21 protein-coding genes are annotated in these 18,456 nt (G+C 58.4%); 9 read left to right on the top strand and 12 right to left on the bottom strand.

Annotated features, from left to right (window positions below):
• The first annotated feature begins 30 nt into the window (after positions 1-30).
• Entirely contained in the window at positions 31-243 is a 213-nt protein-coding gene (locus AB5Y51_RS13780) for a hypothetical protein (protein ID WP_128343629.1), read from the top strand.
• Between the two features lie 81 nt (positions 244-324).
• On the opposite strand, the gene nqrM is transcribed toward AB5Y51_RS13780, so the two are convergent.
• The 9 genes from nqrM to AB5Y51_RS13735 all read right to left on the bottom strand — a co-directional run bounded on the left by nqrM (position 325) and on the right by AB5Y51_RS13735 (position 8,151).
• Complete coding sequence (gene nqrM / locus AB5Y51_RS13775; protein ID WP_010673371.1) at positions 325-549, bottom strand: (Na+)-NQR maturation NqrM; 225 nt, start codon at positions 547-549, stop codon at positions 325-327.
• Between the two features lie 12 nt (positions 550-561).
• Positions 562-1,599, bottom strand: a complete 1,038-nt coding sequence (locus AB5Y51_RS13770; RefSeq protein ID WP_029313924.1) for an FAD:protein FMN transferase — start codon at positions 1,597-1,599, stop codon at positions 562-564.
• A gap of 3 nt (positions 1,600-1,602) precedes the next feature.
• Positions 1,603-2,826, bottom strand: a complete 1,224-nt coding sequence (nqrF, locus tag AB5Y51_RS13765) for an NADH:ubiquinone reductase (Na(+)-transporting) subunit F (RefSeq protein WP_010673369.1) — start codon at positions 2,824-2,826, stop codon at positions 1,603-1,605.
• Positions 2,827-2,843: 17 nt separating this feature from the next.
• The gene (gene nqrE / locus AB5Y51_RS13760; RefSeq protein WP_005303538.1) at positions 2,844-3,440 is read right to left on the bottom strand and encodes an NADH:ubiquinone reductase (Na(+)-transporting) subunit E; all 597 of its coding nucleotides are present in this window, start codon (positions 3,438-3,440) and stop codon (positions 2,844-2,846) included.
• 3 nt (positions 3,441-3,443) lie between these two features.
• The gene (locus AB5Y51_RS13755; RefSeq protein WP_005303545.1) at positions 3,444-4,076 is read right to left on the bottom strand and encodes an NADH:ubiquinone reductase (Na(+)-transporting) subunit D; all 633 of its coding nucleotides are present in this window, start codon (positions 4,074-4,076) and stop codon (positions 3,444-3,446) included.
• Positions 4,069-4,857, bottom strand: coding sequence for a Na(+)-translocating NADH-quinone reductase subunit C (locus AB5Y51_RS13750; RefSeq protein WP_039040709.1), 789 nt, complete (start codon positions 4,855-4,857; stop codon positions 4,069-4,071). The genes AB5Y51_RS13755 and AB5Y51_RS13750 overlap by 8 nt, the downstream gene beginning before the upstream one ends.
• Positions 4,847-6,076, bottom strand: coding sequence for an NADH:ubiquinone reductase (Na(+)-transporting) subunit B (locus AB5Y51_RS13745; protein WP_010673367.1), 1,230 nt, complete (start codon positions 6,074-6,076; stop codon positions 4,847-4,849). The genes AB5Y51_RS13750 and AB5Y51_RS13745 overlap by 11 nt, the downstream gene beginning before the upstream one ends.
• A 3-nt stretch (positions 6,077-6,079) precedes the next feature.
• A complete protein-coding gene (locus tag AB5Y51_RS13740; protein WP_368178599.1) occupies positions 6,080-7,423 on the bottom strand; it encodes a Na(+)-translocating NADH-quinone reductase subunit A in 1,344 nt (447 codons plus the stop codon).
• A 419-nt stretch (positions 7,424-7,842) separates the two neighbouring features.
• On the bottom strand, positions 7,843-8,151 hold the full coding sequence (locus AB5Y51_RS13735; protein ID WP_319893299.1) for a BolA/IbaG family iron-sulfur metabolism protein: 309 nt from the start codon (positions 8,149-8,151) through the stop codon (positions 7,843-7,845).
• Between the two features lie 207 nt (positions 8,152-8,358).
• Between AB5Y51_RS13735 and AB5Y51_RS13730 the strand changes: the two genes are divergently transcribed.
• From AB5Y51_RS13730 to AB5Y51_RS13705, 6 genes are all read left to right on the top strand, one after another.
• Positions 8,359-9,492, top strand: coding sequence for a methyltransferase (locus AB5Y51_RS13730; protein WP_319893288.1), 1,134 nt, complete (start codon positions 8,359-8,361; stop codon positions 9,490-9,492).
• Between the two features lie 24 nt (positions 9,493-9,516).
• The gene (locus AB5Y51_RS13725; RefSeq protein ID WP_039040711.1) at positions 9,517-10,089 is read left to right on the top strand and encodes a YajG family lipoprotein; all 573 of its coding nucleotides are present in this window, start codon (positions 9,517-9,519) and stop codon (positions 10,087-10,089) included.
• Between the two features lie 14 nt (positions 10,090-10,103).
• Positions 10,104-10,655 (top strand): peptidylprolyl isomerase, encoded by a 552-nt coding sequence (locus AB5Y51_RS13720; RefSeq protein WP_010673361.1) that lies wholly within the window; start codon positions 10,104-10,106, stop codon positions 10,653-10,655.
• A 114-nt stretch (positions 10,656-10,769) separates the two neighbouring features.
• Positions 10,770-11,099 (top strand): hypothetical protein, encoded by a 330-nt coding sequence (locus AB5Y51_RS13715; RefSeq protein ID WP_214002747.1) that lies wholly within the window; start codon positions 10,770-10,772, stop codon positions 11,097-11,099.
• Between the two features lie 187 nt (positions 11,100-11,286).
• Positions 11,287-12,588: an MFS transporter gene (locus AB5Y51_RS13710; RefSeq protein WP_041215845.1), complete on the top strand. Its 1,302-nt coding sequence runs from the start codon at positions 11,287-11,289 to the stop codon at positions 12,586-12,588.
• 156 nt (positions 12,589-12,744) lie between these two features.
• Positions 12,745-13,551: an outer membrane protein OmpK gene (locus AB5Y51_RS13705; RefSeq protein WP_039040713.1), complete on the top strand. Its 807-nt coding sequence runs from the start codon at positions 12,745-12,747 to the stop codon at positions 13,549-13,551.
• 102 nt (positions 13,552-13,653) lie between these two features.
• Here the strand turns inward: AB5Y51_RS13705 and AB5Y51_RS13700 are convergent, their stop codons facing one another.
• On the bottom strand, positions 13,654-14,136 hold the full coding sequence (locus tag AB5Y51_RS13700; RefSeq protein WP_010673357.1) for a YajQ family cyclic di-GMP-binding protein: 483 nt from the start codon (positions 14,134-14,136) through the stop codon (positions 13,654-13,656).
• A gap of 358 nt (positions 14,137-14,494) precedes the next feature.
• Here AB5Y51_RS13700 and AB5Y51_RS13695 point away from each other — a divergent pair, with 358 nt between their 5' ends.
• Both AB5Y51_RS13695 and AB5Y51_RS13690 read left to right on the top strand, forming a co-directional pair.
• Complete coding sequence (locus AB5Y51_RS13695) at positions 14,495-15,442, top strand: ketopantoate reductase family protein (protein ID WP_041211270.1); 948 nt, start codon at positions 14,495-14,497, stop codon at positions 15,440-15,442.
• A gap of 27 nt (positions 15,443-15,469) precedes the next feature.
• Positions 15,470-16,045, top strand: coding sequence for a DJ-1 family glyoxalase III (locus tag AB5Y51_RS13690; protein ID WP_213320387.1), 576 nt, complete (start codon positions 15,470-15,472; stop codon positions 16,043-16,045).
• Between the two features lie 117 nt (positions 16,046-16,162).
• Here AB5Y51_RS13690 and AB5Y51_RS13685 read toward each other — a convergent pair whose 3' ends face one another.
• A complete protein-coding gene (locus tag AB5Y51_RS13685) occupies positions 16,163-16,906 on the bottom strand; it encodes a hypothetical protein (protein ID WP_368178598.1) in 744 nt (247 codons plus the stop codon).
• Positions 16,907-17,253: 347 nt separating this feature from the next.
• Positions 17,254-18,404 (bottom strand): IS3 family transposase gene (locus AB5Y51_RS13680; RefSeq protein ID WP_319903933.1). Its coding sequence is split into 2 segments (ribosomal slippage): positions 17,254-18,167 and positions 18,167-18,404, totalling 1,152 coding nucleotides; the frame shifts between segments, so codons are not numbered across the junction.
• Between the last annotated feature and the right edge of the window lie 52 nt (positions 18,405-18,456).

Below are 18,456 nucleotides of genomic sequence, written 5' to 3'. Positions count from 1 at the left end.
ACATCCACACGAGACTCAAGGAGGAGAAGCATGAGCATCATCCGGGCGGGGCTCTGCCTGCTGCTGTTGCCGCTAGCGACCATGGCCAAGGATCACCCGACAGCCGAATGCAGCTGGCTATACAAGCGCATCGAGATACTGGAAACCGCCATCAGGCAGGGGGATGAACTGGGCACCAGGGAGGAGCTGGCAAAGCGAAAGAAAGAGTTCAAAGCAAAGTCGTGCAGCCAATATGACTACTGACCCCATGCCACTTATAAAAACGAGCCGACCCAGGGGTCGGCTCGTTTCGTTGCAAGGCTGCCTTCAGAGCGATATCCGCCGTTAGATGATGCGGTTGTCCACCAGCATCTTGCGACGGGCCTCTTCCTTGGCCATCTTCTTCTTGCGGTTGTCGCAAGGCTCGGGGCAGTCGCACTCCTTCTCGATCCCGATGGAACCCAGGCCGCCACAGGAGCCGGAGATGGACTTGCGCTGGAAAATGTAGCCGATGGCCATGGCCACCACGACCATCAGAAACACCCCGAAGGTGATCAGAAAGATCTGCATGTAAGTTACCCCTTACTTCTTGACCAGATATGGTTTGAAGGCATCCGAATAGGCCTCTTCGAACCCGTCATCCGTCTTGGTGATGGTGAAGATGGCCAGCCCCCGTTCCTTGGCATAGGCCAGGCTCTTCTCCGGCCCCATGACCATGAACACGGTCGCCAACCCGTCTGCAGTCATGCAGGAGGGGTGGATGACGGTCACCGACACCAGGCGGTGCTGGATGGGCTTGCCCGTCAGCGGATCCATGGTGTGGGAGAAGCGCTTGCCGTCCAGCTCGTAATAGTTGCGGTACTCGCCCGAGGTGGCCACCCCGTTGTCACCGGGCAGGATCACCTCCTGTACGGAACCGGCATTGACGGTCGGCTTCTCGATGGCGACACGCCAGGGATGCCCCTTGCCGTTGACGCCGTTGATGCGCAGCTCGCCGCCGATCTCCACCAGATAGTTGCGCGCCCCCTGGGACTCCAGGTACTCGGCCACCTTGTCCACGCCAAACCCCTTGGCAATGGCGGAGAGATCCACGTAGAGGTCCGGGATGTCCTTTTGCAGGGTATCGGCATCGGCAGAGGTTATCACATGCAGATTGCCAAGGCCCGTCTTCTGCCGGGTCTGGGCGATCAGCTCGTCGGACGGCACCTTGGTCGGTCTGGCATCCGGCCCAAAGCCCCACAGATTGACCAGAGGACCGACGGTGACGTCCAGCGCCCCACGGCTCTCGCGGCCAATGTGAATGGCCTCGGTCACCACCCGCGCGGTATCGCGGGAAACCACCACAGGGGTATTGCTCTTGTGCTGGTTGAAGCGTGACAGCTCGGAATCCGGGCGATAGGTCGACATCTGATCGTTGACCCGCTCCAGCAAGACATCGACCTCGGCTTGCAGCCTGGCGGCATCCTGAACGGCGCTATCCGCCACCTTGATGGAGTAGTAGGTACCCATGGTGCTGCCGGTGATGTGGATCTCCGGCTTCGATTGGACCGTTTCCTGACCGCACCCAGTCAAGAAAAAGGCTAGCCCGAAGGCTAGCCAGGTCTTTACAACGCTGTGCATGGATTAACCACCGAAGTCATCCAGCAGGATGTTTTCGTCTTCAACACCGAGGTTTTTCAGCATGTTGATGACGGCGGCGTTCATCACGGGAGGCCCGCACATGTAGAACTCGCAATCCTCAGGCGCCTCGTGGTTCTTGAGGTAGTTCTCGAACAACACGTTGTGGATGAAGCCGGTGTAGCCATCCCAGTTGTCTTCCGGTTGCGGATCGGACAGGGCGACGTGCCACTGGAAGTTGTCGTTCTCGGCCTGCAGCATGTCGAAGTCTTCGACATAGAACATCTCGCGCTTGGAACGGGCACCGTACCAGAAGCTCATCTTGCGCTTGGTCTTCAGACGGCGCAGCTGGTCGAAGATGTGGGAGCGCATCGGCGCCATACCCGCACCACCACCGACGAACACCATTTCGGCGTCGGTGTCCTTGGCGAAGAACTCGCCGAACGGACCGGAGATGGTCACCTTGTCACCAGCCTTCAGGCTGAAGATGTAGGAAGACATCTGGCCGGGAGGGGCAGTCCAGTTGCTGGGCGGCGGGGTTGCGATCCGCACGTTCAGCATGATGATGCCGAACTCTTCCGGATAGTTCGCCATGGAGTAGGCACGGATGATCGGCTCGTTGACCTTGGACTCCAGCTCGAAGATCTTGAAGCGATCCCAGTCGCCACGATACTCCTCGGGAATATCGAAGTTCTTGTACTGCACGTGGTGGGCAGGCGCTTCGATCTGGATATAACCACCGGCGCGGAACGGCACGCTCTCGCCATCGGGGATCTGCAGCTTGAGCTCCTTGATGAAGGTGGCCTTGTTGTCATTGGAGATGACGGTACAGTCCCACTTCTTCACGCCGAAGATCTCTTCCGGCAGCTCGATGTCCATGTCGGAGCGCACGGTGACCTGGCAGGCCAGACGCTCGCCATGACGGGCTTCGCCCTTGCTGATGTGATCCAGCTCGGTCGGCAGGATGTCGCCGCCGCCGGATTTCACACGCACCTTGCACTGACCACAGGAGCCACCGCCACCACAGGCGGAGGAGACGAAGATACCACTGCCGGCGAGCACGCCAAGCAGCTTGCCACCCGCCGGGCTGGTCACAGCCTTGGCCGGGTCGCCGTTGATGCTGATTGTCACGTCACCGGCGGTCACCAGCTTGGACTTGGCGAACAGAATGACTGCCACCAAGGCCAGCAGGATCACGGTGAACATGACCACACCCAGAATAATTTCCATCTATATTTCCTTTCCGATTACAGGGAAATACCAGAGAAGGACATGAAGCCCAGCGCCATCAGACCCGCGGTGATGAAGGTGATGCCGAGGCCGCGCAGGCCTTCCGGAACATCGGAGTACTTCATCTTCTCGCGGATCCCTGCCATCGCGACGATGGCAAGCATCCAGCCTGCACCCGAACCCACGCCATAGACCACGGACTCCACGAAGTTGTAGTCACGCTGCACCATGAAGGAGACGCCACCGAAGATGGCGCAGTTCACGGTGATAAGCGGCAGGAAGATACCGAGGGCGTTGTAGAGGGCCGGGAAGTACTTGTCCAGGGCCATCTCCAGGATCTGTACCAGGGCCGCGATCACCCCGATGAAGGTGATGAAGCTCAGGAAACTCAGATCCAGACCGGATACCAGGGCACCGTCTTTAAGCACGTAGTTGTAGATCAGGTTGTTGGCCGGGACGGCAACGGTCTGAACCACGATAACGGCAATCCCCAGGCCCATGGCGGTCTTGACCTTCTTGGACACCGCCAGGAAGGTACACATCCCCAGGAAGAAGGAGAGCGCCAGGTTCTCGATGAAGATCGAGCGAATCAACAGACTGATATAGTGTTCCATACCTTAATCCTTCGCCTCCACCTGCTTGGGATCCTTGGTGCGCACGCCCCAGATGATCAGACCAATGATGAAGAACGCACTCGGCGGCAGCAGCAGCAGGCCGTTGGGCACATACCAGCCACCATTGTTCACCAGCGGCAGCAGCTCGATGCCGAACCAGGTGCCGGAACCCAGGATCTCGCGCACGGTGGCCACGGTCAGCAGCACGGCGCCATAACCCAGACCGTTGCCGATACCGTCCAGGAAGGAGGGCAGCGGGGCACTCTTCATGGCGTAGGCTTCGGCACGACCCATCACGATACAGTTGGTGATGATGAGACCGACGAACACCGACAGTTGCTTGGAGATGTCGTAGGCATACGCCTTGAGCACCTGGTCAACCACGATAACCAGCGAGGCAATCACCGCCATCTGGGCGATGATCCGCACGCTGTTAGGGATCTGGTTGCGGATCAGAGAGATGAACAGGTTGGAGAAGGCGGTGACCGCGGTAACGGCCAGCGTCATCACGAACGCCGTCTTCATCTGGCTGGTAACGGCCAGCGCGGAACAGACACCCAGCACCTGCAGTGCGATGGGGTTGTTGCCGAGCACAGGCGTCAACAGCAACTTTTTCATTTCGCTCTTGTCAGCCATTGTTGATTTCTCCTGCACGTACCTTGGCCAGGAAGGGACCGAAGCCCTTGGGGCCCATCCAGAAGTCGAAGGTGTGCTGTACACCATTACCGGTCAGGGTTGCGCCAGACAGGCCGTCGATTTCATGCTCGGAACCAGCCGGAGCATGGCCCTTGATCACCCGCAGCGCAGGCTGACCGTTCTGGTCGAACAGCTTCTTGCCGACGAACAGCTCGCGCCAGGCCGGGTTCTCGATCTCGCCACCCAGACCCGGGGTTTCACCGTGGTCATAGTAGGTGATGCCCTTGATGGTCTGACCGTCGGCCGCGACCGCTACGAAGGCATACATGGTGGACCACAGACCCTGGCCGTAGATCGGCAGGATGATGTTGTCGACCTTGCCTTCGGCATCTTTCGCGAAGAACACGGGAACCAGCTTGGAGATCTGACGCAGGCCGGCCTTGTCGTCGGCCGGGGCCAGACGGATGCTCTTGGCCGGATCCTTGGCGGCGACTTTGGTGTCGAAGTTGTCGGCATCGCCGTCAACGAACTCACCAGTGGTCAGATCCACCAGACGCGCTTCAATCTTGTCGCCATAGAGCTGGGCCAGATCACGCTTGGCCACGGCGCTGATGTCGACGCCGGCGACGGACAGGATGTTGCTTTGCTTGTCCAGTGCCTTGTTTTCCAGCTGGGCCGGACGCAGACCCACGGCAGCCACGGAGACCACGATGGAGCAGACCAGACACAGACCGGTCACTACGGCGAGGGTGCCGGTAGTAGAGTCTTTATTAAACGCCACGTGCGATCCTCCGCTTGATGTTCGCCTGCGCCACGAAATGGTCAAACAAAGGGGCAAACAGGTTGGCGAACAGAATGGCCAGCATCATGCCTTCCGGGAATGCGGGGTTCACTACCCGGATCAGCACCACCATCACGCCGATCAGGGCGCCATACCACCACTTGCCCTTGTTGGTAAAGGCAGCGGAAACTGGGTCGGTCGCCATGAAGGCCATGCCGAACGCGAAGCCACCCAGCACCAGGTGCCAGTGCCACGGCATGCTGAACATGGGGTTGGTATCGGAACCGATGACGTTGAACAGCAGGGAGGTCGCGACCATGCCGACCATGACGCCGGCGATGATGCGCCAGGAGGCGATGCGCATGTAGACGATCATGGCTGCGCCGATGAGGATCATCAGGGTGGAAACTTCACCGATGGAACCGGGCAGGTTGCCAAGGAAGGCGTCCATCCAGCTGATGGCTTCACCGGTGGCACCGTTGATCAGCGCCATCTGGCCGCCCTGGGCCCACTGGCTCAGTGCGGTTGCGCCGGAGAAGCCGTCAACGGCAACCCAGACCGCATCACCGGAGATTTGACCCGGGTAGGCGAAGAACAGGAAGGCACGACCCGCCAGCGCCGGGTTCAGGAAGTTTTTGCCGGTACCACCGAACACTTCCTTGGCCAGCACCACACCGAAGGTGATACCCAGGGCAGCTTGCCACAGGGGCAGCTCGGGCGGCACGATCAGGGCGAACAGGATGGAGGTCACGAAGAAGCCTTCGTTGATCTCGTGCTTGCGCACCATGGCGAACAACACTTCCCAGAAACCACCGACGATGAAGACGGTGATGTAAATCGGGAAGAAGTGAGCAGCACCGATCAGCATCTTGCTGCCGATGCCGGCGACGGCCGGATCCAGCGAGGCACCGAACAGAGTGGCCAGGGCGTATTGCCAGGAATCGGCACCGGCCGCGCTGCCCATGTGGGCGATGGCGGCGATGGACTGGTTGCCGACGTTGTACATGCCCCAGAACATGGCCGGGAACACGGCCAGCCACACCATGATCATCATGCGCTTCAGATCGATCGCATCACGGACGTGGGCGGCATTGCGGGTCACGGAACCCGGGGTATAAAACAGGGTGTACGCCGCTTCGAACAGGGCATAGTACTTTGCGTACTTGCCACCCGGCTCGAAGTGATGTTCCATATTTTCAAGAAGTTGCTTGAAACTCATCGCTTAACCTTCCAGTTCGATCTTGGTCAGGCACTCACGCAAGACGGGGCCGTACTCTGTCTTGCCGGGGCAGACGAAGGTACAGAGCGCCAAATCTTCCTCATCCAGCTCCAGGCATCCGAGCGCCTGCGCGCTGTCGGTGTCACCGGAGATCAGATCCCGCAGCAGCAGGGTCGGCAGGATGTCGAGCGGCATCACACGCTCATAGTTGCCGATAGGCACCATGGAGCGATCACTACCGTTGGTGGTGGTAGTGAAGTTGATGAGTTTGCCCTTCATCAGGTGAGAGAGGGTGGTACGGGTGATGGAGAACTTGTTGGCACTGGGTTTGACCCAGCCCATGAACTCTTTCTCACGGCCTTCGCCCAGCACGCTCACCTGGTTGTGGAAGCGACCCAGGTAGTCATGGACCCCTTCGGCCTTGGCACCGCTCAGCAGGGAACCGGAGATGATGCGGTTTTCGTCCGCACGCAGCTCGTTGTTGGTCAGCTGGCTGAGGCTGGCACCCAGACGGGTACGCAGCAGACGCGGCTTGATGACGTTCGGGCCAGCCAGGGAGATCACCTTGTCGGTGAAGATCTGGCCGGTGGTGAACAGCTTGCCGTAAGCGATCACGTCCTGATAATTGATGTGCCACTGCACCTTGTTGGCACCGATCGGATCCAGGAAGTGGATGTGGGTGCCCGGCAGACCGGCGGGATGCGGACCGACGAACACGGCTTCCTTGACCTGGGCCAAGGAGGAGTGCGGCAGGCTGGCTTCGCCCTTGCAGACGTGGACGGTACCATCGGTCAGGCGGGTCAGCACGGCCAGACCGTCGAGGAAGGCCTGGGCCTGTTCCTTGATGATCAGCTCCGCACTGGCGGCCAGCGGGTTGGTGTCCATGGCGGTGACGAAGATGGCGCGCGGGGTGGAACCCACGGCCGGCACCTTGCTGAACGGGCGGGTACGCAGCGCGGTCCATTGGCCTGATGCGACCAGGATCTCCTGCACCTTGCTACGCTCGAGCTGTGCCAGCTCGGCGGAGGCAAAATGCTCAAAGGTCACCTGCTCGTCGGACCCATCGATGTCGATGACGACGGACTGGAGAACACGCTTGGCACCACGGTTGATCTCAGAAACCACACCGGTGGCAGGGGCCGTGAATTTAACGCCGGGATTCTTCTTATCTTCGAAGAGCTCCTGACCTTTAATGACGCGATCACCTACTTTGACAAACATAGTAGGACGCATCCCCACGAACTCTTCGCCGAGTGTAGCAACACGGGTGATGGCCGGGCCATCGTAGATTACTTGCTCCGGAGCACCCAGCACGGGGATGTCCAGTCCTCTTTTAATTGTAATCATACTCACTTGCACTACCGTTAAGGGAAGACAGGTTGGTTAGCGCCGAGAAATACATCACGACGAGTTGTTGAATGAGCCCGTCAACATCGCGGAAAGCTGTCGAAGAAATAAACAAATCAGCAACATACAGGATCATTCAAAAGCGCCTGAGTTTACCACCTTAGGCGAGTTAGCCGCCACGCCAAATGGGGAAAATCCCCGCCCTATCACAAAATTAACCTTCACTGAATATTTCGCGCACGTCCTTGCAAACCGTGGTTTTAAAGGACTTTTCGCAAAACTAACCATATAGAGGTATTTTTCAGGCGCAAGGAAAAGGATTAGAAAAAATAATGCTACACCCCTCATCCCTGGCGGCACACCATTCGTGAAAGCGCTGTTAATGGCCCGAGGAAGGCGCCATCAGAAGGTCCAACGGCTCACGCAAAGGGGGATTTGCTGACGCAACCCGGCGTCTTTGGCGCCTGCGCCCTGGCCTGCCACTCGGATTCGGTATAGGTATGCAGCGCCAATGCATGAATGGCTCCCGCCAGCTCGTCGGCCAGCACCCCGTTCACCTGACGATGGCGACCCAGCAAACGCTGTCCCTCAAACGCCTGGCTCACCACGACTACCTTGAAGTGGCTTTCGGAGCCCGGTGCCACCCTGTGCATGTAGCTCTCATTGATCACTTCCAGGTGGCTCGGGGAGAGCGCGGCGGCCAGCTTGGCCTCTATCTGTTGTTGCATGCTCACAGTAAGGACTCCTCGTTGAATATCCGGCCATTGTAGCCAGGGTTGTGCGCCCGATGCATCAGGTACGAAGGATCCGCTCGCTCTCGCCGCACCGGACTGGTGAATTTCTCCGCCGCCGCTAGAATAGCGCCACTTTCACCGCTGCCGGGCAACACGGGGCAGACGGTCGCCATTCATCAATCACACGTTGGACTCTTGCCTATGCAAACCCTGCTCGACACGGCCCACTGCCGCCTGACCCTGTATCGTTACCCACGGCAGAGCCAGGACCCCCTGCAGGCCTGGGATGCGGCGGACGAGTATCTGATAAGCCACCTTGCCGAATCGCAGCAGGCACCTGACGGCCCCGTCATCATCATGAACGACGGCTTCGGCGCCCTGGCCGGCTATCTGCATGCCCACGCCCCCGTCTGCGTGACCGACTCCCACATCAGCGAGCGGGCCACCCTGACCAATCTGGCGGAAAACGGGCTGGATCCCCACGCCATCACCCTGCAGGATGCCCTGGCCCCCCTGCCCGATGCCCCCGCCCTGGTGGTGATCAAGGTCTCCAAGTATCAGGCGCTGCTGGAGCAGCAACTGCTTGCCCTGCGCGGGGTCGTCACCCCTGCGACCCGCATCATTGCTGCCGGCAAGGCCAAGGACATCCACACCTCCACCCTCAAGCTGTTCGAAAAGTATCTGGGGGAGACCCGCACCTCGCTCGCCTGGAAGAAGGCACGCCTCATTCATTGCACCCCGGCCGCCGAGCGCCCGTCCCTGACCAGTCCCTTCCCGACCGTCTGGCCGCTGGAAGGCACCGACATGCTCATCCACAACCATGCCAACGTGTTCTCGCGCACGAGCCTGGATATCGGCGCCCGCTTCATGCTGGACAACCTGCCCATCCACAGTGCCCGCAGGGTGATCGATCTGGGATGTGGCAACGGCGTGCTCGGGCTCTCCCTGCTCGCGCGCGACAGCGAGGTGGAGGTGACCTTCATCGACGAATCCCGGATGGCGGTGGCGTCCGCACGGCTCAACGTCGAGCACAACCTGCCCGATGCCCTGCCCCGTGCCCACTTCATGGTCAACAACTGTCTCGATGACGTTCCCGTCGGGGCAGCGGACAGGATCCTCTGCAATCCCCCCTTCCATCAGTTGCAGGCGATCACCGATCACATCGCCTGGCAGATGTTCAGCGATGCCCACCGGGTGTTGCCTCAGGGGGGCGAACTCTGGATAGTAGGCAACCGTCATCTGGACTATCACAACAAACTCAAGCGCCTGTTTGGCAACGCACAAGTCGTTGCGTCGAACAGCAAATTCGTTATTTTGAAAGCCATCAAACGCTAAAGATAAAGCTAAAGGAAACCCATGATGAAAAAGTCACTCTTGCTGCTGGCCGCTCTGGTATTGGGCGGTTGTGCTACTCACTGGCCCGAGAGCGCCCTGCTCAACCCGCAAGTCATCCCCTCCAACCAGCAGTACTACTCCGGCAACCGCATCACCATGGAAGGGGTGGACAAGCGTGAAGCCGCCTATGTTTTCTCCATCAAGAAAAAAGAGAAGGCCCCTGTGCTGGTGAACAGCAGTCAGCCTCTCAACAGCCTGCTGGCTGAAAAACTGGCGGAAGGGCTGCGCAGCCAGGGCCTGGAAGTGGGCAACAGCGGCACCACCAACCTGACGCTGGCCATCTCCACTGCCGCCGTCACCGTGGAAGAGAAGACCTTCACCTATGTCACCAAGTCCCGCGTCAGCCTGCAGGTGATTGCCGACTTCCAGGGCAGCAAGCTGACCAAGCAGTTCAACATGTCCTCCAGCAAGGAGGGCCCGGGCGAGCCGAGCATGGCCGATCTGGAATCCACTCTGAACCAGCAGCTGGGCAGCGTGCTGCAGCAGATCATGGCCGACGAGGCGCTGCGCGGTTATCTCAAGGGCCAGCCGAGCTGAGCGAGGACATATAAATGAAGAAACTCTGGTTACTGGTCACCCTGATCGCCCCCCTGGCTTTTGCCGGTCAAAAAGTCCAGATGGAGACCAACCATGGCACCATCGTCGTGGAGCTGGCCCCCAAACAGGCGCCCCAGACCGTGAAGAACTTCCTGCGCTACGTGGCAGACGGCAGCTATGACGGCAGCCTGTTCCACCGGGTGATCCAGAACTTCGTGGTGCAGGGTGGGGGCTACAACCAGCAGTTCCAGCCCCTGCCGACCTTCGATCCCGTGGTCAACGAGTCCAGAGGCGGCCTGCCCAACAAGCGCGGCACCATCGCCATGGCCCGCACCCAGGCTGTCGACAGCGCCACTCGCCAGTTCTATTTCAATCTGGTGGACAACGACAACCTCAACGCCAATGCCGGCGCCGGTTACACCGTGTTCGGCCAGGTCGTGAAGGGGATGGAGGTGCTGGACAAACTGGCCCAGGTCCAGACCGGCTACAGCTCCATCCTGCGTGCCAACGACGTCCCCACCAGCCCCATCATCCTGAAGAAAGTGGTGCTGCTCGCGGACAAATAACGCGGCCCGGATCACATTCCACCGCGTCCCTGAACGGGTCACCAATCTCTTTTTCTATACTCTGCTCCCCGATGTGTGCCACGCATCGGGGAGCAGAACCAGAAGGAGGAGCCGGTGACCTGTCATGATTACATAACCCAACACGCCGGCCCGCTGGCCCAGGCGGTTCGCCATTTTCTGGCACGCAAGATTCCCTATCAGCAGTTGGAAGACTTGAGTTGGCAGCTCCTCTCCCATTGGCAGGCGCTCTGCGTGATCCCCATGGACAAAACCCCCGCCAACGCACAGGAAGGGGTGTTCTGGCATCTGCTTCACAGCCTGCACCTGTGGGATGAGCAGCACCTCCTCTGTGATGACGCGCTGCGTCTGCAACTCATGGCCTGCGCCAATTTTCTCGCCGACGGGGGCCCCTGCCCGCACCACTGCATCGGCTCACGCCCCTGAAACCTGCCGCTCCCCCCTCGGCTTGCCTTGGCTACGCCTGCCGAACCTGACAAAATGACCCCCTTTTCCCCGAGGAGTCAGGCAGTTGAACAATCTCCGCCCGCCCAGCCACACACCGGGCCGCGCCACCCGCTGGCGAGATGCCCTCGCCGTCTATCTGGAAGCGCGGGTACTCATCCTGTTTGCCATGGGATTCTCCTCCGGCCTGCCCTTGCTGCTGGTCTTTGGCACCCTCTCGTTCTGGCTGCGCGAAGCGGATGTCAGCCTGACCGACATTGGCTACATGAGCTGGGTAGCGCTGGCCTACGGTTTCAAGTGGCTGTGGTCGCCCCTGGTGGATCGGCTGCCCCTGCCCCTGCTGTCACGGCTGCTTGGGCGGCGACGCAGCTGGATGCTGTTCTCCCAGGTGCTGATCGCCCTCTCCCTGGTGGGGATGGCCTATTGCGATCCCAAGACCCAGCTCGCCCAGCTGGCCCTCTTCGCCCTGCTGGTGGCCTTCTCCTCTGCCACCCAGGACATCGTCATCGACGCCTATCGCATCGAATCCGCTCCCGAGCGGCTGCAGGCGGCCATGGCCGCGTCCTATATGACGGGGTATCGACTCGCCATGATCATGGCGGGAGCGGGGGCGCTTGCGCTGGCGGCCTGGCTCGGCAGCAACAGCGGCTATGACTATCGCGGCTGGCAGCTCACCTATCTGCTGATGGGAGGGCTGATGTCTCTTGGCATCCTCACCACCCTGATGAGTCACGAGCCGCAGATCGATCTCAAGAGTCAGGACGAGCAGCAGATGGCGCGCAAGGCCACCCTGCTGGCACGGGGTTGGTCACCCACGCTGGCCGGGCTGGGGGCCTGGACCTACGAGGCCATCTGGTGTCCCTTCGCCGACTTCTTCCGCCGCTACGGCTCCTCGGCCCTGCTGATCCTGGGGCTTATCGCCTGCTATCGCATCTCGGACGTGGTGATGGGGGTGATGTCCAACAGCTTCTATGTGGATCTGCAGTTCAGCAAGACGGAAGTGGCCACCATCACCAAGGTCTATGGCGTCATCATGACGCTGGTGGGGGCCGCGCTCGGGGGCGTGCTGGTGATGCGCTTTGGCACCCTGCGCATCCTGTTCCTCGGCGCCGTGCTGACCGCCAGCACCAACCTGCTGTTCGCTCTCCTCAACGAAGTGGGCCACAACCTGGAGCTGCTGACCCTGATCATCTCGCTGGACAACCTCAGCGCCGGCATCGCCACGGCTGCGTTTGTGACCTATCTCTCGAGTCTCACCAACGTCGCCTTCTCCGCCACCCAGTACGCCCTGTTCAGCTCCATCATGCTGTTGCTGCCCAAGTTGCTGGCGGGGTTTTCCGGTCGGGTAGTGGAGCAGATCGGCTACAGCCACTTCTTCATCGGCACCAGTCTGCTCGGTATTCCGGTGATGATCCTGATCATCATGGTTGCCAAACGAGGCAGCACCTTGTCACCACAAACGCACAAATAGCAAGCGTTTGCGCATTTTAGGGGGTGATTAGATTCACAAATCCTGACAAAGTTCCCTGGTGCTTGTTTATCCGTTGAATTTATTTGGCTAGAATCCCTCCCGCTCCTTGTGGGCAGGCTACGGAAAACCTCAACTAACGCACAAGAGACCAATAAAATGGCCAAATTTACCAAGACTCTGATCGCTGCCGGTCTGCTGGCTGCCTCTGCCACTCCGGCCTTCGCTGCCGACTACAGCGGCGACATCCACAAGAACGACTACAAGTGGTTCCAGTTCAACGTGATGCACACCATCGATCAGCTGCCCTACGCTGAGTCCGAAGGTGGTTACAACGATACCTACTTCGAAATGGAGTTTGGTGGCCGTTCCGGTATCTTCGATCTGTACGGTTACGTCGACGTATTCGACATCTTCCAGAACCGTCACGACGACAAGCACAACCAGGACAACCTGTTCATCAAATTTGCACCGCGCATCTCCATCGATGCCATGACCGGCAAAGATCTCTCCTTCGGCCCGGTGCAGGAAGTCTACATCGCCAACCTGATCAACGTCGGTGGTCCGGATGGTCTGTTTGAAGCCATGACCGGTCTGGGTGCAGACGTCATGGTGCCCTGGTTCGGCAAAATGGGCATGAACCTGTATGCCCGTCACGTCAATGAAGGCGGTGGCGAGCAGGGCTGGAACGGCTATCAGTTCTCCATGAACTGGTTCAAGCCTTTCTACACCTTCTCCAACGGCAGCTTCGTAGCCTATCAGGGTTACCTGGATCACCTGTTTGATGCCAAGGACACTTCCACCGACGGTACCGCCATGTTCAACGGTCTGTACTGGCACTCCGACCGCTACGCCGTCGGTTACGGTCTGAAGTACTTCAACGACATCTACGGCATCCAGAACGGTTCCTACGGTCTGAAGACCACTGGTTTCGGCCACTACTTCTCCGTGACCTACAAGTTCTAATCGAACTCGTCACACGGATACAAAAAACCGGAGCAGCTGCTCCGGTTTTTTTATGCCCTCATGCTGGCAGTAGGGGGAGAACCGCGCCCTCCCCGTTCGCCATCAGTCGCGGAAGTTCTGGAACTGCATCGGCTGGCCCAGTTCGGCGCCACGCACCAAGGCCATGGTCTCTTGCAGATCGTCGCGCTTCTTGCCAGTGACCCGCACCTCGTCGCCCTGGATGGCGGCCTGCACCTTGATCTTGGAATCCTTGATGAGCTTCACCAGCTTCTTGGCCACTTCCTTGTCGATCCCCTGCTTGAACTTCACGGTCAGGTGGAAACGCTTGCCGGAGTGGACGCTGTCACCCACGTCCATGGAACTGTTCTCGATCTGGCGCTTGAGCAGGGCGCCGCGCAGGATCTCGACCATCTGCTTGAGCTGAAAATCGGCGTCGGCTTCCAGCTTCACTTCTTCCTTGTTCAATTCGAAGCTGGCTTCCACACCACGAAAATCGAAACGGGTCGCCAGTTCACGGTTGGCGTTATCAACGGCGTTCAACACCTCGTTCATTTTGACTTCAGAGACAATATCGAATGACGGCATAGCCGGGCTCCTCATGCTGTACTTCAGGTTGTGCTGACAGGTGGGCAAATCTACCAGAAAACGGGCAAATTTGCTGATTTCGATGGGATTGCTCTGCTAGAATCCCCTGCGCACAGGAATGGTGAGACCCGTTAGAACCCGTTCAGGAGCAGTCGCGAGAGGTCCGACACTCGGTGAAGTGCAGCCCAGACACCCGCATGGTCATGCATACATGAGGCTCCCTGGCTGCGCATGAACCTTGAGCACGACCCGGCAACCAGCTCATGCACCGGTTCCAGGTATTCACCAAGCGACATCTTCCCTTATCCCGGGTTGGCGGTTGACAGGATGGCAGCCCTTCCCATGATCGAGCCTCTTCATGCCAAGCGGATTACGCGACAACAACCTGAAAACACGCCGTCACCCTGTCTCTCCCGAGTGGACCTTGCTGGGCTGCGGCGCCCTGGGCGGCGTCTTCGCCTCCCTGTTGACCCAAAGCGGCCAAGCAACCCGCCTCCTGCTGCGCGAGCGCCATCGTGCCACCTTGCACCCCGGCGTCGACTTTACCTCCCTTGAGGGGCATACCCAGCTCCTGGCCATCGAACGCGCCTTCATCGACAAGCCGGGCAGCATCAAACGCCTGCTGGTGATGACCAAGGCGGGGCAGGTGATATCGGCCCTCACTCCCCTGGTCGGGCAACTGGCGGCAGGGGTGCCCATCGTGCTGCTGCACAACGGCATGGGGATCGCCGATCAGGTAGTCGCACTCTTCCCCGACAATCCGGTGATCGCCGGCGTCACCAGCCATGGCGCCATGCAGAGCGGCCACTTCGTGTTCCGCCACACCGGCAAGGGGGAGACCTGGCTGGGCCCAATCAACGAAGCGGCCCGTGCCCATGCCCACCTCGCCGACGAGCTGGCCAGCGCCCTGGGTCAGGCCGGTTGGGATGAGCAGATCCTGACACGTCAGTGGCAGAAACTCGCCGTCAACTGCGCCATCAATCCCCTCACCGCGCTCTACAAGCTCAAGAACGGCGAATTGGCCGGTCCGCGTTTTGCCGATGCCCTGCAGCAAATCTGCGTGGAAGTGGCTGATGTCATGCGTGCCGAAGGTCAGCCTACCGGCAGCGAAGAGCTGTTGCGCCGTGTCATGATGGTGGTGGAGCTCACCGCCGACAATTACTCTTCCATGTATCAGGACATGGAACAGGGCCGCGAGACCGAGATCGAAGCCATCACCGGCTTCCTGCTGGGCAAGGCCGCCCTTCACGGTATCGCGGTGCCGGTCAATCAGGGCCTCTATCAGGCCGTCAAAGAGAAGCACTGAGCAGAGCTGGCAAGCAAGGAGTGCAGGATGAGCGTACTGGTACTGGTGGCCCCCGGGTCGGAAGAGATAGAGACGGTTGCTATCGTCGATACCCTGGTTCGGGGTGGCATCGATGTGGTGCTGGCCTCCTGTTGCCCCACCGGAGCGCGCCAGATCCGCGCCTCTCGCGGGGTGCAACTGGTGGCGGATTGCCATCTCGACGAGCTGACCACCCGTGACTTCGATGCCATGGTCGTGCCGGGCGGTCTGCCCGGCAGCGAAGTGATCCGCGACACCCCCCTCGCCATCGACCTGCTACGGGAGCAGGCAGGCCTCGGCCGCTGGCGCGCCGCCATCTGCGCCGCACCCGCCGTGGTACTGCACCATCACGGCTTGCTGGGGGATGCGAGCACCACCTGCCATCCGGGCTTTCAGGCCCGTCTGCCCGAGACACAATTGAGCACGGCGCGGGTCGTGACCGATGAAGCCCATCGCCTGATCACCAGCCAGGGCCCGGGTACCGCCATCGAGTTCGCTCTCGAGATTGTACGGGTACTGCGAGGTGACGAGGCCGCTCACGCGGTGGCCGGTCCCATGATCCTCCCCCCTTCGGTATCGCCATAACCGCATCGGGCACTCCGATGAAAGCGACAGAGCCCCCTTGCCAGTGGCAAGGGGGCTCTGCTTTGGAGGCTCAGACAGCATGGAGATGGTCCTCGCCTGACAGGTAGAATATAAAAGTCAGGTCATTGGATGGCCTTTTATATATTTTATATCGACACATCTAATCTGCTCTTTGATCAGACCGACAACTTTTTCAAAATCTTCAGATTTACAATATAAATTATCGCTATATGAAATTTTAAATGGCGTTGATTCAAACCTTAATGCTTTCTTTTTATTGGAGATGATTAACGTATAGTCCCAATCTTTTTTAAACATGGTTTCATGCTCTGTCACTTCACTTTTAAAGTCAGTGAAAAATATCGCAAGGAGTGCCATCCCACCAGCCCCCACCAGAGAAAATGGTCCCAATACAGCCACTGCAAATACACAGACCACCACGCCAAGCCAAGCCGAACCACGGACTATCGTATAAGCTACTTCTGGAATAACATCCTGATAAGTGACAATAACACCTTCTGTTGTAAGACGGTAATGATAGTTTTTATCTGCCATCACTAAATAACGAAAATAAGGGATCATTGCTATAGCAACACCGAATGCTAGATAAGCAAACCCCCAATCAACATCACCTGTAAGTAATACACAACCTACAGCAAATAACGTCATAACTGCAGTGACTAGAAAAATAATAAACCAAGCAAATGGTGTAGAAACCCGAATATTCCACTCCTGAAGAATTGGGGCCTCACGCACTTTTTTTTGATTGGCATCGAGAATACGTTGTTGCTCTTCCTGCGGTAGCTGCTGGAAAAGAGTCTCCTGCTCATTGCCCTCAATAACTTCGTTTTTCTTTTCCATTATTTATTCCCTTGCTTTCCGATTACCAGCGTCAAAAACACCATGGCGGCGAACCAATGTAACAGGACCGATGCTAAGGTTGAGCCAAGAGCAATAAACATGAAAGTCTCTCAGAATGATTATTTTAGCTCATCCAGTGTTCTTGGTACGCCTACATCCAGAGAACTGTGAGGAGCTCTATTTAATGACAATATAGTTTTAAATTCCCTATACTCCCGGCAATTTAATATTGGTAACAAGGATGTCAATATTTTTTTCAATTCGTTTTTATAGCAGTAAAAATTTGCAAAGCCTGAATAACCAAACGGGATGGTTTCGAATTGAACGAATGAATCGCCCCTGGTTTTCTAGACACTTTGTTGCTGAAAAATAAACTGCCTTTCAAACTCTACCGGCGACAGCCCATCATTGGAACCATGACGCCTGATTGGGTTGTAAAACATCTCGATATAATCAAACACATCGCTGCGGGCTTCGTCTCTTGTCGCGTAAATCCTGCGCTTGATCCGCTCCCGTTTGAGCAACTGAAAGAAGCTCTCGGCGACCGCGTTGTCGTGACAGTTACCCCGTCGGCTCATGCTGCAACGCAGGTTGTGGGCCTTCAGAAAGTCCTGCCATTCACCACCGGTAAACTGGCTGCCCTGATCCGAATGCACCAGTACCGGCTGCTTGGGTTTACGCCGCCAGACGGCCATCAATAACGCATCAACCGCCAAGTCTGCCGTCATGCGTGACTTCATCGCCCAGCCGACGATCTGGCGAGAGAACAGGTCGAGCACCACCGCCAGGTACAGCCACCCTTCTTGAGTGCGAATGTAGGTAATGTCAGTCACCCAGGTGATGTTGGGGGCTGGCACCTTAAACTGACGTGCCAGCGTGTTTGGGGCAGCTTGCGTGCTCTTGCCTCCATAATGCCCCTTGCGGCGTTGATAGCCCGTTTGCGAACGCAGTCCCTCCCGCTTCATTAATTTGGCCACACGGTGCTTGCCGCAGGCTTCCCCTGCGTCACGAAGGTCGCGATGGATCTTGCGATAACCGTAGACAGCACCACTTTCCAGCCAGGATTGCTTGACCAATCCGGTCAGTCGTTCGTCCTCCTGCTGTCGTGGCGATGTGGGCTGTTTCAACCACGCGTAGAAGCCACTTCGGTGAACCCCCAGGGTTTGGCACAGGGTAACGACACTGTACCGGTCGAGTCGGGAGGTTATGAACGCGTACCTTTCCTTGACTCGCTGGCAAAGTACGCGGCGGCCTCCTTTAGAATATTGCGCTCCTCGGTGACCTGGCGCAGTTCAGTTTTCAGGCGGCGGATCTCGGCTTGCAAGGCAGACTCTTCTATTTGCTGGTCAGCAGGCTTACCGTACTGCTTGAGCCATGCATACAGGCTGTGGCTGGATACCCCGATGGCACGTGCAACGTCAGCCACCGGCCGCCCGCGCTCGGTGATTTGTTTAACGGCTTCGATTTTGAATGTTTCTGGATAACGCTGACGGGTCATAACACCTCCAATAGTTGCCTCATTTTAAGGCTGTGAGGTGTCTAGGGAACTG

It is taken from the genome of Aeromonas sp. R7-1 (genome assembly GCF_040908115.1).
In the GTDB taxonomy this organism is placed as follows: Bacteria; Pseudomonadota; Gammaproteobacteria; order Enterobacterales; family Aeromonadaceae; genus Aeromonas; species Aeromonas caviae.
The sequence above is the reverse complement of the archived record's forward strand: the minus strand, read 5'-3'. Positions and strand labels throughout refer to the sequence as shown.

Coding starts and splice junctions, on each gene's coding strand:
- AB5Y51_RS13690 (WP_213320387.1), top strand. CDS start 15,470: ATGAGCGTACTGGTACTGGTGGCCCCCGGGTCGGAAGAGATAGAGACG.
- nqrM (WP_010673371.1), bottom strand. CDS start 549: ATGCAGATCTTTCTGATCACCTTCGGGGTGTTTCTGATGGTCGTGGTG.
- AB5Y51_RS13685 (WP_368178598.1), bottom strand. CDS start 16,906: ATGGAAAAGAAAAACGAAGTTATTGAGGGCAATGAGCAGGAGACTCTT.
- AB5Y51_RS13705 (WP_039040713.1), top strand. CDS start 12,745: ATGGCCAAATTTACCAAGACTCTGATCGCTGCCGGTCTGCTGGCTGCC.
- AB5Y51_RS13740 (WP_368178599.1), bottom strand. CDS start 7,423: ATGATTACAATTAAAAGAGGACTGGACATCCCCGTGCTGGGTGCTCCG.
- AB5Y51_RS13735 (WP_319893299.1), bottom strand. CDS start 8,151: ATGCAACAACAGATAGAGGCCAAGCTGGCCGCCGCGCTCTCCCCGAGC.
- nqrF (WP_010673369.1), bottom strand. CDS start 2,826: ATGGAAATTATTCTGGGTGTGGTCATGTTCACCGTGATCCTGCTGGCC.
- nqrE (WP_005303538.1), bottom strand. CDS start 3,440: ATGGAACACTATATCAGTCTGTTGATTCGCTCGATCTTCATCGAGAAC.
- AB5Y51_RS13780 (WP_128343629.1), top strand. CDS start 31: ATGAGCATCATCCGGGCGGGGCTCTGCCTGCTGCTGTTGCCGCTAGCG.
- AB5Y51_RS13725 (WP_039040711.1), top strand. CDS start 9,517: ATGAAAAAGTCACTCTTGCTGCTGGCCGCTCTGGTATTGGGCGGTTGT.
- AB5Y51_RS13720 (WP_010673361.1), top strand. CDS start 10,104: ATGAAGAAACTCTGGTTACTGGTCACCCTGATCGCCCCCCTGGCTTTT.
- AB5Y51_RS13695 (WP_041211270.1), top strand. CDS start 14,495: ATGCCAAGCGGATTACGCGACAACAACCTGAAAACACGCCGTCACCCT.
- AB5Y51_RS13745 (WP_010673367.1), bottom strand. CDS start 6,076: ATGAGTTTCAAGCAACTTCTTGAAAATATGGAACATCACTTCGAGCCG.
- AB5Y51_RS13770 (WP_029313924.1), bottom strand. CDS start 1,599: ATGCACAGCGTTGTAAAGACCTGGCTAGCCTTCGGGCTAGCCTTTTTC.
- AB5Y51_RS13700 (WP_010673357.1), bottom strand. CDS start 14,136: ATGCCGTCATTCGATATTGTCTCTGAAGTCAAAATGAACGAGGTGTTG.
- AB5Y51_RS13710 (WP_041215845.1), top strand. CDS start 11,287: ATGGGATTCTCCTCCGGCCTGCCCTTGCTGCTGGTCTTTGGCACCCTC.
- AB5Y51_RS13755 (WP_005303545.1), bottom strand. CDS start 4,076: ATGGCTGACAAGAGCGAAATGAAAAAGTTGCTGTTGACGCCTGTGCTC.
- AB5Y51_RS13730 (WP_319893288.1), top strand. CDS start 8,359: ATGCAAACCCTGCTCGACACGGCCCACTGCCGCCTGACCCTGTATCGT.